Consider the following 18,169-nt stretch of genomic DNA (forward strand, 5'->3'; position numbering starts at 1 on the left):
TTCATATTTTCAGGAAATGTTCTTCGAGAGTCTCTTTAGGAATATTGGGATTTGCATGATAATGGAGTTTGAGGTTGACGCAGGCCACGTGTTTGACATTCGCGAGTGTTTCCGCAATATCGTGACTGACGATTACGATGGCGCAATCTTTATTCAAGTCGGCAAGCATCTGGTACATCTGTTCCTGGAACCTTTTATCTATGTAGGTGTTCGGCTCATCCAGCACGATGACATCAGGTCTGGAAACAACAGCCCGGGCCAGCAGGACCCTTTGCAGTTGTCCTCCGCTGAGAGCACCTATCGGCCGTTTTTCGAATCCGGTCAGTTCCATTCTCTTTATGGTTTCTGTCACTTGCTGCCGCTGAGCCTGGGTATAAGGTCTCAGGAAGCGTTTTTGCCGGCTGAGTCCGGAGAGGATAACCTCGTAGACTGAGATCGGAAAAGCCTTATCTTTGGTGTTATACTGAGGCAGATACCCCATAGTGATTTCCTTCACCGGCAGGCCGTTCCGATAGTATCTGACCGTACCAGACAAGGGTTTCTTCAAACCCAGGAGAATCCGCACAAGTGTTGTCTTTCCTCCACCGTTAGGACCGATAATGCCGAGGTAATCGTGATCATATATGGTAAGGTTAGCATGCTCCAAGGCGATCTTCTCGCCATAGCCGGCGGTTATGTCTTGTATTTCTATTAAATGTTGTGTCATCATATCATTCATTCTTGTGACTGTATTTGGCCGGCTATTGCAGAGAGCAGGCTACGAGCAGCATTTCTTTCTTCCATTCATAATTTAGGGGATCTATGTCTTTCGGCTGTGCTTTGGCAGCAAATGCAATGGTCATTGCATTACGCGGGCTGAATTGCCGTTGGATGAAAATGGTTTTCACATGAAGTCTTTGCGCCTTCTGTACCAGTTGCTGCATTTCTCTGGCACTTGGCTCGCGACCTTCCTGTTCCATGGGGAGTTGGATGAGATGATAGTCACGTGCAAAATAGGTGAGGATGGGATGGTAGATGACGAAAGCTCTGGACTTCCTGCCTGTGTCCTGATGTAAGATGGCTTTTACCTCATGGTCTGTCTGATGGATCACTTTCAACATTTTATTCAGATTATTCTTGAAAGTCATACTGTCCTGTGGGGCTACTTTCACCAGGGCATGACAGATATTTATTGAAATGATCCGGGCATTCTTACAACTCATCCAGGTGTGTGGATCAGGTACTCCTGGGGCTGAATAAGCCTGAGCTATTCCCTTCGAAGAGTTGATGACTTTCAGGTGTGGCGCATTCTTCAGGAGACGGCTCATCCATGTTCTTTCAAAGCCGATGTTTCCCACCTTGATATACAATAAGGTATGTGAAAGTTCAACCATCTGCCGCGGAGTCGGCTCATAATCTTCCGGACTGTTGCCCGGCCGGACCATCGTCTCCACATTGAAATTCTTTCCGGCAATTTGTTCAGTGAAGTAGCGCAGTGGTTCTATGGTTACCATGATCGTCTGCCTTCTGCTGTTCTCCGGGCTGCTGCAGGACGTGAACCCGAGCAGGCATAAACCTAAAACAAATAATGTTCTTTTCATAAATTTACCGAAGAAAATATATTGTTGATGATGATCTCTGTAATCCTCCGGTCAGGCCAACTGTATTTCTGATGTCTGTTAACCGGAGAATGGAAAAACGATGGCAACCCCATAGATTACAAGTACATAGCGCAGGACTTTACCGATGGTGATGCTTGTCACGGAGATCAACAGGTTAGACCGCATGTATCCCAGAAGGATCGTAATTGCTGAGCCGATGATGGGAAGAAAGGCGAAGAAACCAATCCATGCACCATGACCGGACATGAACTTCTGAGCTTTATCCAGGTCCTTTTTCCTGACATGCAAGTATTTTATGGTCCACTCTATTTTCCCCAGCCTGCCGATGCCATAGTTGAGCATGGACCCGCCTACGTTGCCTACAGATGCGTAAATGAGAAGTTCCCACGGTCTCAGTCCTGCTGCAATGAGCGCCACCAGCAGTGTCTCGCTGCTGAAAGGGATAAAACTCCCGGCCAGGAAGGCTCCCACAAGCATACCCCAGTAGCCCCAGTTGTTCAGAATGTCAGTGAAGGACCCCATAGATTATAAACGGTGAGCGCCAGGGCAATGACGGAGAGCACACAGAAACTGATGTTGGATGCTTTCGTATGGCTCAAGGCGATAAAGTGGGCAATCAACGGAGCTGTGTTCACGATGAGAATGGGCAGCAGTTGGTTGTACAGACGGGGCTGGAGCAGAACAAATACCATCGTCAGGATAGCCATGGTGCTGAATATCTCATACAGCATTCTTGTGCGGATCTTGTCCTTGTAGGTGCTCCTGGCGAAGTGGACAATGCCGGTGATGCCAAGAAGAGCTATGAAGATGAAGGTGAAGATCTGATAACTGGAGAGGTTTTCTATTTGCAATAATCCTTGGAAATTCCCCAGTTCAGCGAAATGTCCGGCAATCCCCTTGAAGGAATTGGTATAAATAGAGTAACCGCCATAGAACCAATAGGGGAGGACCAGGCCGAGCAGGGAAGCCCAGAAGGTCCGCCAGCTGAGTCCCATGATCTTACTGCCGAACAATATCCAGAGGATAGGTACGTAATAGAGGATCTGAATGAAGAAAAGGGAGGCAATCCCAATGACCAGGAAAGCATAGAAGGCCCATCTGGTCGCTCCCTTGTCCTGATAAGCATTAAACAGCAACAGGTAGGTGAGGGTAGAACAGATGCCGATGACCCATGCCGTAGTCTGGTCAAATAAGAAACTGGTCATTACGGTAAGGATCAGGAAAGAACAGGACACCATTCTGCTGTAGATGCGCATCAGGGCATTCCTGTTGTTCAGCTCTACCATCAAATAGGTGTTGACTACCATCAAGGCAAAGGGAAGCCATAACCTACGGTTGATTAGTCCTCCCGCCAGCCATATCACTATACTGTAAAGAGCTGTGACCGGTAAGGTGTAGCGGCTTTCTGCTATTCTGTTTTGTAATCTCTTCCTTCTGTACATAGTCTGTTAAAGAATTTTACCCATGATCCAGTCTATGAGAGGGGTGGCTGGAAAATGGTTTATAGATCCTGGCCAATATCCTTGCGGAAATACTGATCTTTCCAATGAATCTTTTCAACTTCTGTATAAGTCTTGCGCAATGCTTCTTCTTTATCCTTCCCCAGACTGACTACAGAGAGTACCCGTCCGCCTGAAGTGATTACCTGACCATCCTTGAGAGTTGTCCCACTATGGAAGACAATGCTGTCCCTGACCTGGTCAAGGCCTGTGATCGGATAACCTTTAACGTATTTCCGGGGGTAGCCGCCACTGACGAGCATGACGCAGGCAGCAGTACGCGGATCGAATTCCGTTTGGTACTTGTCCAGTTTCCCCTTGGCTACACCTTCAAACAGGTCAACCAGATCCGTTTTCAGCCGGAGCATGACGCTCTGGGTTTCCGGATCCCCCATGCGGCAGTTGTATTCTATGACCATGGGTTCCCCTTTTACGTTGATCAAACCGAAGAAGATGAAGCCTTTATAGTCAATATTTTCTTCCTTCAGACCTTCGACAGTCGGGCGGATAATGCGGTCTTCAACCTTCTTCATCCAACTCTTGTCAGCGAAGGGCACAGGAGAAATACTTCCCATACCACCTGTGTTCAGGCCCGTATCGTGTTCACCTATACGCTTATAATCCTTTGCTTCCGGGAGGATCTGGTAGTGCTCGCCGTCAGTCAGGATAAATACTGAGCATTCAATACCGCTGAGGAATTCTTCAATAAGTACGGAAGCACTGGCATTCCCGAACAGTCCATTGAGCATTTCCCTGAGATCCTTTTGGGCCTCTTCCAGGTTGTCAACGATGAGGACACCCTTTCCTGCTGCCAGTCCGTCAGCTTTCAGAACGTATGGGGGCTGTATGGTCTCAAGAAAATGGAGACCTTCCTGGAGATGAGCGCCATCGAAGGTCTGATACCGTGCCGTAGGGATATGATGGCGCACCATGAACTCCTTTGCGAAGTTTTTCGAACCTTCGAGCTGTGCTCCTCTTGACGATGGTCCGATGAGCATGATGTCACGGGTCCTGGCATCATTCTTGAAGGAATCAGCGATGCCCTTGACCAGAGGACCTTCCGGTCCTACCACGACCATGTCAATATTCTTTGCAATGGCAAAATCCTTGATTCCATTAAAGTTATTTTCATCCAGGTTGACATTTTCTCCTACTGTTGTCGTACCTGCATTGCCGGGTGCAATATAGAGCTTTTCAGTTTTTTTACTCTGTGCGATCTTCCAGGCTAATGCGTGTTCCCGGCCACCACCACCTAACAATAGTATTTTCATTACTCTTATGTCTTTTAATGTTGACTATTCTTGTTTCTTATCCTTTATTGGCTTTACTCATTTAGCATCAGGCTTCCGGCTGTATTCCGGATCCGACGGGAGGTAGTCAAAGAAGTACTGGCTGATCCTTTCATGGAGATGTGTGCTCTGGTGTCCTCTCATGTTATGAGGTTCCCCCGGGTAAACGAAGAAGTCCGGCTGGGTTCCTGCCGCAATGCAGGCTTTCAGGAATGAAAGTTCATTCTGGGGTAATACCACCGGGTCATTGGTTCCCATGATAATTTCCAGTTTTCCTTTCAGATCTTTGGCTTTATACAAAAGGCTGGTCTGCTTGTAACCTTCAGGGTTGGTCTGCGGGGTATCCATATATCGTTCACCGTACATGACTTCATAGAATTTCCAGTCGATTACCGGGCCCCCGGCGACTCCCACTTTGAACACATCGGGATAGTTGGTCATCAGGGAGATGGTCATGAATCCTCCAAAACTCCACCCATGGACTCCTATTTTATCAGCATCTACGTATGGGAGGGATTTCAGGAAAGCTACTCCCTTCATCTGGTCTTTCATCTCTTCCTGTCCAAGGTGGCGGAAGGTGACCTGCTCGAAAGCTTTCCCGCGGTTCTCGCTGCCTCTGTTGTCAAGGATAAAAAGCAAGTATCCGTGTTCGGCCATATAGGTCTCCCATCCTCTTGAGCAGTAATGCCAGCGGGCGTCTACAAGATGGGCATGAGGCCCTCCGTAGACGTAAACGATGGTGGGGTATTTCTTCTTAGGGTCGAAATGAATAGGTTTTACCATACGGTAATAGAGATCGGTGACTCCGTCAGCGGCCTTGATGGTCCCACACTCATAGGTGGGGACGGTGTATCCCTTCCAGGGGTTTGCAGCCGTAAAATAGTGAGTACGGTGTCCGTTCTCCGTATCTACAATCGCAATTTTCCGTGGAGTAGCCGGCATGGAATAGTTGTCGAAGATGTATCTTCCGCTGGTACTGGCAGAACCATCGTGCCATCCTTCTCCGTTATCATCCATTAAGGCGCGCTTACCATTATCCAGGTCGACTATAAAAATGTTCTTCTGGATCGGGCTGTATTCATTTGACTCAATGATTATGGAATGGTGCTTCGTGTTGAAGCCAAGAAAATTCAATACTTCCCATTTTCCGGAAGTAACCTGTTTGAGTTGCTTGCCCTGGGTATTGAACAGGTAGAAATGGTTATAGCCATCCTTTCTGCTTTGCATCAGGAACTCTTGTGGATTCCATGGCAAGAACAGGATAGGGTGTAAAGGTTCCACGTATTTGCGGTCAGTCTCCCTGTAAAGTTCTGCTATTTTGTCACCATTCTGGGCGTTGTAGCTGACGAGCCGGCAATCATTCTGATCGCGGTTCAACTCGAACATATAGATGATACTGCCATCAGGACTCCATGCGATATTCGTGAAGTAGCGGTTGGTGGGGTCACCTGCTTTCAGGTAGATGATCTTTCCACTTTTCAGGTCATAGACTCCGACAGTTACTTTGTGTGAAGTCTCTCCGGCCATCGGATATTTGATGGGATCAGGAGTAGCCATCCGGCTTTGGCCCTTGGCCGGTGTCCAGTCAACCTCCGGGATAGTGACCAGGGGGTAGTCGGTGACCATGCTCTGATCCATGCGGTAGAACGCCAGTTGCTGGCCGTCAGGACTCCAGAAAGTGCCCTTGCTGATGCCGAATTCATCACGATGGACGCTCTGCCCGTAGACGATGTTGCGGGAACCATCCGTGGTCAACTGCCGGGTTTCCCCCTGGGCATCCGTCACATAGAGTTGGTTGTCTTTGACAAAAGCTACCGCCTTGGAAGTTGGGCACCATTCCTCATGGGTCTCTCCTTTACGGCATTGGCGCCACGTCACCTTCCCCGTCTTGAAGTTGACCAGCAGTCTTTCTGCTGATGTTTGTACTAATGCAAGGTTTTTTTTAGCATAGGGGAAGGTCACATAATAGAGGGAATGGACTTTGCAGGAATCGGTCGCTCCGATCCACTGATTCAACTTTTTCAAAGTAAAGAGGACATGCTCTTTACCCGTAGCCTTGTTGATGATGTAGCAAGCCTCTAATTCCTGACGGATAAGTTGGTCTCCCCACCATGTTGTCCACCGGTTCTCAGGGATCATCTTGGAGTAATTCGTCCCACCGTAATTGAGATCTTCCAGTGTCAACTCTTTCAGTGAGGACTGCCTTGTTTGTGCGGATACGGTCAAAGCCATCATGAATATAGCGATCAGCAAGAATTTATTCTTCATCATCATTCCCCTTGAAGTTATGAGGCTTACCAAACCTGTCACCATATCGTCTTCTTCCTCCGCCATCACGCTCTTCACGCCCATGCCGGAAATTATCTTTGCGGTCCCGGTAACGGTAATCACCGAACCGTCTGTCTTTCTGTCCGTGATCTCCGGAAAATCCCCTCTGGCTGCCGCGATTCTCCCCGGAATTTCTTCTGTCCTCATGGTCTCCGCCGAATCTGTGGTCATCATGTCCGTGCCCCCGGTCGAATTTATGGTCGCCATGATCCTGGGAACTCTTGTATTCTTCCCTTTCGCGTCTTTTCTCTTCCAGGATGGAATGGAAGTGGAAGGAACGGATATCCCCGTCTTCATTCTCTTCCTGTCCTTCGTCCAGGCCTTTCTTGAAGTCACGATGTTTCTTGAAGTGCCTTTCAGACATTTCTTCCTTTTCCTCATCCGTCTTCACGATTCCCCCTTCAGAACGGAAATCCTTCATCGTTCCGTCAAAAATGCTGTATTTACGGAATTCACATTCCAGATTGCCATTGTACAAAGGAATTTTGATGGAAGGTTTCAGCCCGATCTGCTCAAAGCACTCTTCCCTGTAGCTGACGATCCAGGCATCATTGCCCTGGAAAGCATGCTTGAGTCTTTCTCCGATCATCTTATAGGTTCCGAGCAGGTCAGGGGTGGAGATACGTTCGCCATAAGGAGGATTCATGACGATAATGCTCTTTTCGGCAGGTTTCTTGAAATCCTTGAAATTGGCCTGTTCCACGGTGATGTCTTTGCTCAGGCCAGCGGCGCGGATATTGAGCTTTGCCGTATTTACAGCTTTCATATCAATATCATAGCCATAGATATGATGTGTGAAGTCTCGCTCCTGACTATCATCATTATAGATCTTGTCAAAAAGTTCCTGATTATAATCTGGCCATTTCTCAAACGCATAGCCCTTTCGGAAAATCCCCGGGGACATATTGTGGGCAATGAGGTCAGCTTCAATAAGCAAAGTGCCGGAGCCGCACATCGGATCAATGAAATCACATTCTCCATGCCAGCCGGTCATAAGGATCATTCCTGCTGCCAGTACTTCATTGATAGGAGCCTGCACGCTTTCCTGGCGGTAACCGCGGCGGTGCAGGCTCTCTCCACTTGAGTCCAGGGAGAGGGTGGCGTCTTCGTCTGAAATATGGATGTTGAACCGGATGTCAGGGTTGCTTACACTGATATTCGGCCGGGCTCCGGACTTCTCTTTGAACCAGTCGGCAATGGCATCCTTGACCCGGTAGGTGACAAAAAGGGAATTGCGGAAATTGTCGGAGTAGACCACAGAGTCTATGGCGAAGGTCTTATGGTTATCCAGATACTGGCCCCAGTTGATTTTCTTCACTTCATCATAAACTTCATCAGCGGAATGTGCCTTAAAGTGCTTGATGGGTTTTAAAATGCGGATGGCGGTATGTAATTGGAAATTAGCGCGGTACATCATTTCCTGATCCCCCGTGAAAGATACCATCCGTCTACCTTGTTGTACATTATGGGCACCCAGCCCCGTGAGCTCCTGTGCCAAAACGGGTTCAAGTCCCATAAATGTCTTGGCGATGAGTTCAAATTCCTGTTCCATTATTAAATTCTAAGTCTAAATTAAGATTTTCTTTTTTGTCTTTTCGATATTTCTTCGTGTGTGGAGCCATATCTTTGGTTACCCATACATTCGCTCCGATCACGCAGCCCTTTCCGATTGTGATCCTGCCGAGTAGTGTAGCATTGGCATAGATGATGACATCATCCTCGATGACAGGATGTCGCGGGATGCCCTTGATCGGATTCCCCTTGGTATCAAGAGGAAAACTCTTGGCTCCTAAGGTAACACCTTGATAGAGTTTGACATGATTGCCTATTTTGCATGTGGCGCCGATGACGACACCTGTGCCGTGGTCAATGGTGAAATATTTTCCGATCGTTGCTCCCGGATGAATATCTATTCCTGTTTCCGAATGAGCTAACTCGGTCATCATCCTGGGGATCAGGGGTACATTGAGGAGTACCAGTTCATGTGCTACCCGATAGTTGGTCACTGCCTTGATGACCGGATAACAGGAGATTACTTCCTCATAACTTGCTGCGGCGGGGTCTCCATTATAGGCAGCGATGACATCTGTGGCCAGAGTCTTACGTATTTCAGGCAACTTGGTGATCAGTTGGACGGTGATCTCTTCTGCCTTGTCATGCTTCTCGGAGAGATTCCTGAAAGATTTTGCATCGTCCTCTTCAACAGGCTGCATGAAGCACAGTCCGGCCATAATCTGGTCGGAGAGCAGGTGACGCAGCCGTTCCACGTCTACGCCGATTTGATACTTGATGGTTCTGAAGTTGACATGGGATCTTCCGAAATAACCTGGGAAGAGGATTGAACGTAACAGCAGAATGATTTCTTCAAGAGCCCTGCTTGAAGGAAGCGGATTCCCAACACGTTGCTGATGGAAAAGGCCTTTTAGGGCTTCTGGCCTGGAAAGGGCCTCTATTGTATCAGTCAATTTATGAGTCCAATCGATTTTACTCATTAGGATGGTGTATCAATAATTTCTTGCAAAGATACGAAAAAAAACGATAACCCCAATGTAAATTCCAAAAAGTAATGACTTGCCGCTGACGATCGGTCATACGGCAATGGAATCTATGAAAAGCAACAGCCTGTTGATGACATTGACGGTACTGACCCCTGAGTCGAAATCCAGGGAGACCAGGTTGAGGTCAGGATAGAGCCGGTGCAGTTTCTTCTCAATCCCTTTGGAGACTACCTGGTTGGCAATGCACCCGAAAGGCTGCAGACTGATCACATTCTTTACTCCATCACGGATATAGCTGATGATGTCGGCGGGCAGGAGCCAGCCCTCGCCAAACTGTGCTGCCATGGATACGACACCCTTTACCTGTCTGGCATCATTGTAGATATTGCTGAACGGACGGAAATAGCGGAATCTGGAAGCCACTTTGTTGATGGCCTTGATATGTTTGCCGATAAGTGCCTGATAAATCCCGTTCACAACAAAGTCCGGCGTCCGGGAGCAGGTCAGACGGAGATGCTTCCGGACTTCTACGTTGACAAATTCCTGGAGGAAGAAAGGGGTCAGCAATGGCGGGACCACCTCAATACCTTTGGATATAATATGTTTCTCGATGAATTCGTGGGAAAACGGATTGAATTTCAAGAAGATCTCTCCTACGATTCCTACTTTAGGGGTCTCTTTGCACACGGCATGCCGGTCGAAGTCCCGGGCAGCCTTGCTCAGGAGTTTGACGATGCCTTTGGGATCATTGTCCTCGATATGCTTTCCGACCGCTCCCATGTACTTCTTCCTTAGTTGCATAGCTACTCCCGGCTGGTCTTCACGGACTATCGTAGCGTTATACATTTCTGAAATGGCATCTCCAAAGAGAAGGGAGTTGATAATAAGATTGGCATATTTCGTCCATGGGATTCCAAATCCTTCCTGCTCATTTTCTTCTCCTCCATCTTCATGTGCCGTCACTCCCAATGTGACCAGAGGAACATTCTGGAAACCATTGGCAACCATAGCCCGCTTGATCAGTCCTGCATAGTTGGTGGCACGGCACTGTCCCCCCGTCTGGCTCATTGCCACGGCAGTGTTGTTCAGGTCGTATTTGCCACTTTTCAGGGCTTTGATTATATCCCCTACGATTAGGGTTGCGGGATAGCAGATTTCATTGTTCGCATATTTCAGCCCTAAGTCTGCACTCTCCTGGTCGGCCATCGGGAGCACTTCCACATCATAGCCCATCAGTTTCAGCGCAGGACGGAGTATGGGCGTGAGGTATTCCGTAAAATAGGGCGCAAGTATTTTTCTGCGGACATCAGGTTTCTTGAACACCCTTGTCGTCACGAAAGGTTTGTTATCGTGGTGCTCAACGTGAAAGCGGAGACTTTCCACGAGAGATCTTACCCGTAGTTTCAGACTGCCGATATTGCTGACATCATCGATTTTCAGCAGTGTATAGGGTTTCCCGTGCCTTCTGAGAATATCACGGATCTCATCCTGTATGAACGCATCCGGGCCACAACCAAAAGAGGTCATCTGCACGAAATGGACATGGTTGCCCTGTTCTGCTGTCCATTGTCCGCTCTTGATGATGCGGTTCATATAGGCCCACTGCTTGACCAGGTAAGTCTCCCCGCTGTTGATGCTTTCATTGCCTCTGACAATGTCATCACTGATGACGTCAGCACCTAAGGAGGCGATCATCTCTGAGAGTTTGTGCTGGATGAGCGGGTCTGCATGGTAAGGGCGTCCGGCCAGCACGATGGTCAGGTGTCCTGCCTGCTGGCTTCTCTTGAGGATGTCCTTCGCTTTGAAGGTCAGAGCTGTCGTGTACTCTTCTTCAGCCTTTACTGCGGCTGCGAAAGCTTTTCTGGCTCTGGCTCTTGAAACCCCCAGTGTCTTGAGATAATCAATAATCTGTTTCTCCAGCAACCTTTCGTCAGAGAAATTGATGACAGGGGAGTCAATAGGAGTTTTCGGCTCCATAGCGGATCGGATGACATCAGAATATCCTGAAACGATGGGACAGTTATAAGAATTGATGGTCCTCTTGTCTTCATTATGTTCATAGACAACGTAGGGCATAAGGATACGCTCGATCGTTTCGTCTCCCTCCAGTTCTGCAATATGAGAGTGCACGAGTTTGGCGGGAAAGCAGATATTGTCTGCCATTACGGTATTCAATGCACTTTCATAGTGGAAGAAAGTGGAAGGAGAGGATAGGACAACGGTGAATCCTGCATTCCTGAGTAAGGCATTCCAGAAGGGATATTCTTCATACATGTTGAGGATACGGGGGATACCGATTTTCCGGGAGGGTGCCTTTTTCGTTTTCTCTATGGGTTCAAGAGGACGGTCAAAGAGGGCATGGTATTTATAGACATAAATGTTCTCTCCCTTGGTGACACTTTTTCCGTGATTGTTGAATATCCGCTCACATTTGTTGCCGCTATAGAACTTGTTGCCTCCTTTGAAGGTATACATACTCACATAGCATTGGTTTTCACACCCATGGCAGCGGAGCTGGCGGGTCTGGTAAGATGACATACCTACCAGTTCGTCGATGGAATGTCCCTTCGTGTTCCTCCTTTTCTGGAAGTTGGTGAGGGCGTGGAGTGCACAGCCGTAAGCCCCCATTAATTCGGGCATATTACTGCGGCATACATCCGTTCCCGTGAGCAGTTCAAAGGCTCTGACGACAGCATCATTGCGCATCGTTCCCCCCTGGACCACGATTCTTCCCTCCGGTTTTTCATTATCGTGGAGTTTCAGAACTTTATAGAGACAGTTCTTGATGACGGAGTAGGATATTCCTGCCGAGATGTCTGCAATAGTTGCTCCTTCGCGAAGCACCTGTTTGACTTTCGAGTTCATGAATACGGTGCAGCGTGTGCCCAGGTCACAGGGGGCATCTGCCGTACAGGCCAGCCGTGCAAAATCTTGTACGGAATAGCCCAGGCTGCTGGCAAAGGTCTGGATAAAGGTTCCGCACCCTGAAGAGCAGGATTCATTCAGCTCCATCCTGACTACGGCTCCTTTTTCCACGAAGATGGCCTTCATGTCTTGCCCGCCGATGTCCAGGATGAACGAAACATCCGGCATCATCCGTGCGGCAGCACGATAATGTGCCATGGTTTCGATGATGCTGCTATCCAGGTTAAAAGCGGTTTTGATGAGTTCCTCACCATATCCGGTGGAGCAGCTTCCCATAATCTCCAGGTCAGTGCCGGCAGCTTCAGCTTTTTCCTTCAGAGCCTGCAGCCCTTCGGCGGCGGCCTTGATGGGATCACCGACATTAGGACGGTAGTCCGTGAATACGATTTCGGGATTCTTTCGCCGTGCAAGATCATTGGAGGAGGGCACCTTCACGGCTACAACTTTTGTTGTCGTTGACCCTGAATCAATGCCGATGACCACTTGTTGCTTTCCGGGTTGGAGGTCTTTTACGGGTATGGCATACTGTTTCTTGGAGTTCATCCAGTCCTGATGCTCTCTTTCGTCTTTAAAAAGGGGCTTCAGGGTACTTTTCCATTTCGGCATGGCTCGTGTATCCATCCGATGGATCAGTTGGGCTAATGTCGTGGTAGTGTATTTCTCCTGATCAGCCACAGTCCTGCCTGAGCGGATAGCGCAGCCCAGGGCAGGGATGAGTTTAGCGTCCCGGGTGATGATAAAGTCTTTTTGGGAGTCCATTTTCAGATAATCGGCGAAGGCTTTTCTCAATGCTGGCAAGAAGGACAGAGGGCCTCCGCAGAGCAGGATCGGGGCATTGAAAGTACATCCGTGGGAGAGCGTGACGACCGTTTGTACGGCTACGGAGTGGAAGATGCTGGCAGCGATGTCTGTTTTCGGCAGGTCCCTGCTCATAAGGTTCTGAATATCCGTCTTGGCGAAAACACCGCAACGGGCTGCCATCGGATAGATATGGGTGGCTTTCATTGCCAGGTCACTCATCGTCTGGTTGTCCGTTCCCATCAGGACTGACATCTGGTCCAGGAAGGCACCGGTGCCGCCGGCACAGTTGCCGTTCATGCGCAACTCCATGTTCCTCCCATTGAAAAACACGACCTTTGCATCTTCCCCGCCGATGTCTATCAACGCCTTTGCCTGTGGATAGCGACTTTTGGCAAAGACGGTGGCTGCTACGACTTCCTGGACGAATGGAGCTTGTAATTGATCGGCAGTGGACATGCCTACAGAACCGGTCACGCAGATGGACAGAGGAGAATCACCTATCTTGCCCTCAAGATCGTCGAAATAAGTCCGCACTCGTTCCGTAACGTGTGCATTGTGCCGCTCATAACGAGAATAAACAAGTTGGTCGTTCTGGTCTAAAACCGCTATCTTTGCGGTCGTTGAGCCTACGTCAAGGCCTATTCTGTAGAAGTCTTCTTTCATATCTTCATCTTCCTTTTGAATCATTTCTTGCCATGTAATGTATATGACAATATCTATACGGGTAATTTTCCCGTGAGTACAGCCTTATCCAACTGCTTGCGCGGCTTTCGTGTTATTCTTTTTACACTTTTCACAAAACAACCCTAATAAGAAATTATATGCTCAGGCTTTTTGCAGAAATGGGCGTTGACATATTGAAATGCGTGCTCCTTTAGTAGACTGCAAAGTTAACCAATTTCGGCATATCTGCAAAATTTCCAATCGACTTTTTATAGATATTTTGAGTCGGCTGGATGATTGATGCCGGTCTGTCAGACGGAGATAGATTCTTGCCTTGCAAACAAGAGGATAGAGTGCCGAAAGAGAATGATTTCCCGGAAGAATAGGATCATCGAGCACGTTTGATTAACAGATAATAGATGCAAATTGGTCATAAATTCGCAAAAAGATAAATAATACTTAAAAAGTTTTTTAGTTTAAGTTATTTGATTTACATTTGCTATATTTTAACGTTATAAACTTAATAAATAAAAAACAAAAGGCATGAAGAAATTGACTAATCTAAAATCTGCTGATGGTAAGTTGGGTATTATGGTTGTAGGCTGTGGTGCAGTGGCTACAACTTTTATGACTGGTGTGTTGATGGTTCGTAAAGGACTTGCCAAACCGATAGGTTCCATGACCCAGTACGACAAGATTCGTGTCGGTAAAGGCACCGATAAGAAATATCTGCATTATGGTGATATCGTTCCGTTGGCTCATCTTGATGATATTGTCTTTGGGACATGGGATACCTATCCTCAGAATGCCTATCAGGCTGCAGTTTATGCTGAAGTGCTGAAGGCTAAGGATATTGAGCCGGTACGTGAGGAATTGGAAAAAATCGTTCCGATGAAGGCTGCCTTTGATCGGAATTATGCCAAGCGCATTGATGGGGACAATGTGAAAGACTGCAAGAATCGCTGGGAAATGGTTGAGGCTTTGAAAAAGGACATCAGATCCTTCAAGGAGAAGAACGGTTGTGCCCGTGTCGTGGTGATCTGGGCGGCTTCCACCGAAATCTATGTTCCTTATGACAAGGAAGTTCATGGCTCTCTGGCTGATCTGGAGAAGGCTATGAAGGCGGATGACCGTGAGCATGTGGCTCCCTCCATGTGCTATGCATACGCTGCGCTTACGGAAGGTGCTCCCTTTATTATGGGTGCTCCTAATACAACAGTGGATATTCCGGCTATGTGGGAACTGGCTGAGAAGGTGAAGATGCCTATTGCAGGGAAGGATTTCAAGACAGGCCAGACCCTGGTGAAATCGGGTTTTGCTCCGATCCTGAAGGTCAGGAATCTGGGGTTGAATGGATGGTTCTCTACAAATATTCTGGGTAACCGTGACGGACTGGTGCTGGATGAACCTGCCAATTTCCGCACCAAGGAGGTAAGTAAGTTGTCCACGCTGGAGACGATCTTGAAAAAGGAAGATCAACCTGACCTTTATGGTCATATCTATCACAAGGTCCGTATCAACTATTATCCGCCTCGCAATGACAATAAGGAGGGCTGGGATAATATTGACATTTTCGGATGGATGGGGTATCCGATGCAGATCAAGATCAATTTCTTGTGCAGGGATTCCATTCTCGCTGCTCCTTTGTTGCTTGACCTCACCCTGCTGATGGATCTGGCAGCCCGTGATGGACGCTATGGCATCCAGCGGTTCCTGAGTTTCTTCTTCAAGAGCCCTATGCATGATTTCTCCAAAGGTGAACAGGCTGTGAACAATCTGTTTGACCAGTATGTGATGCTGAAGAATACGATTCGTGAGATAGGTGGTTATGAGGCTGATGAAGAAATAGATTGATCGATTTCTTTCTATCTTAGAGCAAAAGGCTACAAAACAGGATTGTTGGGTGGCCTTTTTTCGTTGTTCTGCAACTTTCGTGCCTGTTGAAACGTCAAATCAGTGAAAAATCTATTAAACAGGATGAAGATGAAAAAGAATGTGATTTTGATGGCATTGACAGTTCTTGCCATAACGCTTTGCTCTTGTCATGGAGTGCAGGTGAATGCCGGCAGGTCACGGCAGGTTTCCAAAAAACTGGCTGTTACGGGGTTTAACCGTATCCAGGAGGAAGGTTCCATGGATGTTGTCTATACCCAGGACAGTGTATGGTCTGTCAGGATTGTGGGCCCTAAAGAACTTATCCAGGGGGCGTATGCGAGTGTTTCAAAGGATGGCACTCTGATCCTTTCGGAACATGAGCAACGGCATCTGAACATAAATTTTTTCTCTTATGACAGGGGCCTTACCGCTTATGTGTCTTCTCCGGATCTTCTGGGAGTGAGTCTGCAGGGATCGGGTGATTTCTTCGCAAGAGGTAAGGTGGATACTGATAATTTGAATGTCGGACTGGATGGCAGTGGGGATGCTTCCTTTGAGGAGGTCATCTGTGACCGCTGCCTGGCTCGGTTGTCGGGGAGCGGCGATCTGAAAATGAACCGGCTTACTACCTCTGGCCTTTCTGTGGAATGTGAGGGCAGCGGGGATACTTCCCTCGGAAAAATCTCTGCTGTCAACACTGCTGTTTCTGCTGAGGGCAGTGGTGATGTAACCTTGCATTTCGTAAAGGGGGATGTGGTGAATGTCAGGTCTGAAGGCAGTGGGGATGTTATGGTTAAAGGTTCTTTCGGTCGTCTTATCCAACAGAAAAATGGCTCTGGCGACATTTATGTTGGCAAACATTAAAATCTTTACTTTTTTGAAATGAACAAGGGTGTTTTTTTAATTGCAATGATCCCTCTTTTATTAGGGTGTTATTCCTGCAGAGGGACCAAGAATGCGGAGGAGACAAGTCAGGAAAACCTTTCCAGCATGAAGGAAGATCTGTCCCCACGTGAATTTAACCGCATCTATATTCAGGGGGCCATGGATGTGGTCTATACAACTGACCGGACTTGCTGTATAAAAATAAAGGGACCGAAAAAAGACGTGGACAGGATCAGCGCTCATGTCTCAGACGGCTCTCTCCTCCTTTCCGGGCCACATCATCATCTTTCCGGACTGTTCAATAAGCAAAGGCGTCTCGTAACGGTCTATGTCGCGTCCCCTGCCTTAAACGAGGTAGATATGAGAGGGATCGGAAAGTTTTCTGCAAAAAACAAGATCATGACAGGTGATTTCAAGGTGGCCCTCAGTGGTACGGGAAATATTTCCTTGGGAGATATTGTCTGTACCCGTTTCGTATCTGGTCTGAGTGGAACGGGTAATCTGATGGTTCATCACTTGACTGCCCGGTCTTCTTCTCTCGATTGTAGTGGGACTGGTAATGCCCATTTCGGGAAGTTGAATATTGCGGGGAATACGGACATAAACCTCTCGGGTACGGGGAGCATGACAGCGGAAGAGCTTTCTGCCAGAGGACTGTCTGTACAAACCAACGGGACAGGCAGTGCTGCATTGCGGCAGATAGAGGCTTCCGACATCACCGCTTCTACGTCTGGCGCAGGGAGTATATTACTGTGCCTCAAGAAAGGCGGGAATGTAGATATATCCGCCTCCGGGGTCGGCGGCATAACGGTCAGGGGGACTTATCAGCATCTCCGGCAGCATAGCTCCGGACTTGGCCATATTCATCTGGAATAATAGTGCCGGGCGCGGTTGTGGATAAAGGACAGACTGACTGATCCTATCGGCTTTCCAGGAATCTCCTGATTTTCGGAATCCGGTAAATGCCGAGTTCTGCAATCAGTATTCCTGTGATGCCGGTGAGAACGCCTGTAATGATGTCAAGGACATAATGATGTCCTGCATAGACGGCCGTGAACCAGATACCTAAACAGATAATGGCAAATAGGGTGACGGTATACCACGGTTTGTGGCTGCGCTTAGCGTAATAGGTCGTGATGAGCAAATAGGCAGCATGCAAACTTGGTACTGCTGCAAATACATTCGCATTCTCTCCGTAGATCAGATGGAACAGGGGAATATGGGTCATGGCATCCCATCGTGCTAAGCCTCCTGCATTACCGGGGGTATTGAGGTTCAGATGAAATCCATAATTCATGACATACCATGGGGGAGTGGCGGGATGGATATAGTAGATGATGAACCCGATCACGTTCACCAGCAGGAATGACCAGGAAAATTTCAGACACCATTTGTATTGCTTCCTGAAAAACAGATAGAATGCAAATCCCAAGGGTACCGGTACCCAGCACAGATAGAATAATCCGGCAAGGAAATCAAACCAGGCTACATGGTGGATCGCAAAATATTCTCCGGGAATAAGTGTGCCACTTTCATAGATGGCTTGTGCAGAGCCTTTGCATACTTCTGCCGCCCTATGGAGTTCTGCCATTCCACTGGCAGGAATGCCAAAAAGAGACTTTTCCATCTTGTAAAGATTACCTACATCAATAGGGCTCACTTTGTAATTCGGACACAATCGCATCATGTCATAACTTACTCCGAATATAACCCATGGCAAGAAGTAGAGCGCAAGTTTCCGGCTCTTCTTCCAGATGATGAGTACGATGTAGACCATGATGAGATAGATAGAAAGCATCTTGATA

At 47.9% G+C, this 18,169-nt stretch carries 13 protein-coding genes; 3 read left to right on the plus strand and 10 right to left on the minus strand.

Annotation, left to right across the window (positions count from 1 at the left end; genetic code table 11):
* Position 1: 1 nt before the first annotated feature.
* The 9 genes from ACYRYG_RS05885 to ACYRYG_RS05925 form a co-directional block, all read right to left on the minus strand.
* Positions 2-706, minus strand: a complete 705-nt coding sequence (locus tag ACYRYG_RS05885) for a metal ABC transporter ATP-binding protein (protein ID WP_460197823.1) — start codon at positions 704-706, stop codon at positions 2-4.
* A 34-nt stretch (positions 707-740) separates the two neighbouring features.
* The gene (locus tag ACYRYG_RS05890) at positions 741-1,580 is read right to left on the minus strand and encodes a metal ABC transporter solute-binding protein, Zn/Mn family (protein WP_293429168.1); all 840 of its coding nucleotides are present in this window, start codon (positions 1,578-1,580) and stop codon (positions 741-743) included.
* Positions 1,581-1,658: 78 nt separating this feature from the next.
* A complete protein-coding gene (locus tag ACYRYG_RS05895; protein WP_460197824.1) occupies positions 1,659-2,123 on the minus strand; it encodes a YqaA family protein in 465 nt (154 codons plus the stop codon).
* Positions 2,099-3,043, minus strand: coding sequence for a hypothetical protein (locus ACYRYG_RS05900; RefSeq protein ID WP_293417872.1), 945 nt, complete (start codon positions 3,041-3,043; stop codon positions 2,099-2,101). The genes ACYRYG_RS05895 and ACYRYG_RS05900 overlap by 25 nt, the downstream gene beginning before the upstream one ends.
* A gap of 59 nt (positions 3,044-3,102) precedes the next feature.
* A complete protein-coding gene (purD, locus tag ACYRYG_RS05905; protein ID WP_460197825.1) occupies positions 3,103-4,371 on the minus strand; it encodes a phosphoribosylamine--glycine ligase in 1,269 nt (422 codons plus the stop codon).
* 57 nt (positions 4,372-4,428) lie between these two features.
* Complete coding sequence (locus tag ACYRYG_RS05910; RefSeq protein WP_293427740.1) at positions 4,429-6,657, minus strand: S9 family peptidase; 2,229 nt, start codon at positions 6,655-6,657, stop codon at positions 4,429-4,431.
* On the minus strand, positions 6,647-8,269 hold the full coding sequence (locus ACYRYG_RS05915) for a THUMP domain-containing class I SAM-dependent RNA methyltransferase (RefSeq protein WP_460197826.1): 1,623 nt from the start codon (positions 8,267-8,269) through the stop codon (positions 6,647-6,649). Before ACYRYG_RS05915 ends, ACYRYG_RS05910 begins: the two co-directional genes overlap by 11 nt.
* Positions 8,253-9,209: a serine O-acetyltransferase gene (locus tag ACYRYG_RS05920; protein WP_293417881.1), complete on the minus strand. Its 957-nt coding sequence runs from the start codon at positions 9,207-9,209 to the stop codon at positions 8,253-8,255. The genes ACYRYG_RS05915 and ACYRYG_RS05920 overlap by 17 nt, the downstream gene beginning before the upstream one ends.
* A gap of 96 nt (positions 9,210-9,305) precedes the next feature.
* Positions 9,306-13,604, minus strand: a complete 4,299-nt coding sequence (locus tag ACYRYG_RS05925; protein WP_460197841.1) for an acyl-CoA dehydratase activase-related protein — start codon at positions 13,602-13,604, stop codon at positions 9,306-9,308.
* Positions 13,605-14,147: 543 nt separating this feature from the next.
* Between ACYRYG_RS05925 and ACYRYG_RS05930 the strand changes: the two genes are divergently transcribed.
* The 3 genes from ACYRYG_RS05930 (at position 14,148) to ACYRYG_RS05940 (ending at position 17,240) form a co-directional block, all read left to right on the plus strand.
* Positions 14,148-15,458: an inositol-3-phosphate synthase gene (locus ACYRYG_RS05930; protein WP_293417887.1), complete on the plus strand. Its 1,311-nt coding sequence runs from the start codon at positions 14,148-14,150 to the stop codon at positions 15,456-15,458.
* Between the two features lie 129 nt (positions 15,459-15,587).
* Positions 15,588-16,343: a GIN domain-containing protein gene (locus ACYRYG_RS05935; RefSeq protein ID WP_293422063.1), complete on the plus strand. Its 756-nt coding sequence runs from the start codon at positions 15,588-15,590 to the stop codon at positions 16,341-16,343.
* 45 nt (positions 16,344-16,388) lie between these two features.
* Positions 16,389-17,240, plus strand: coding sequence for a GIN domain-containing protein (locus tag ACYRYG_RS05940; RefSeq protein WP_293425487.1), 852 nt, complete (start codon positions 16,389-16,391; stop codon positions 17,238-17,240).
* Between the two features lie 43 nt (positions 17,241-17,283).
* On the opposite strand, the gene ACYRYG_RS05945 is transcribed toward ACYRYG_RS05940, so the two are convergent.
* Positions 17,284-18,162, minus strand: a complete 879-nt coding sequence (locus tag ACYRYG_RS05945; protein WP_293417896.1) for a phosphatase PAP2 family protein — start codon at positions 18,160-18,162, stop codon at positions 17,284-17,286.
* Positions 18,163-18,169 lie beyond the last annotated feature (7 nt).

It is taken from the genome of Segatella asaccharophila, assembly GCF_054687055.1.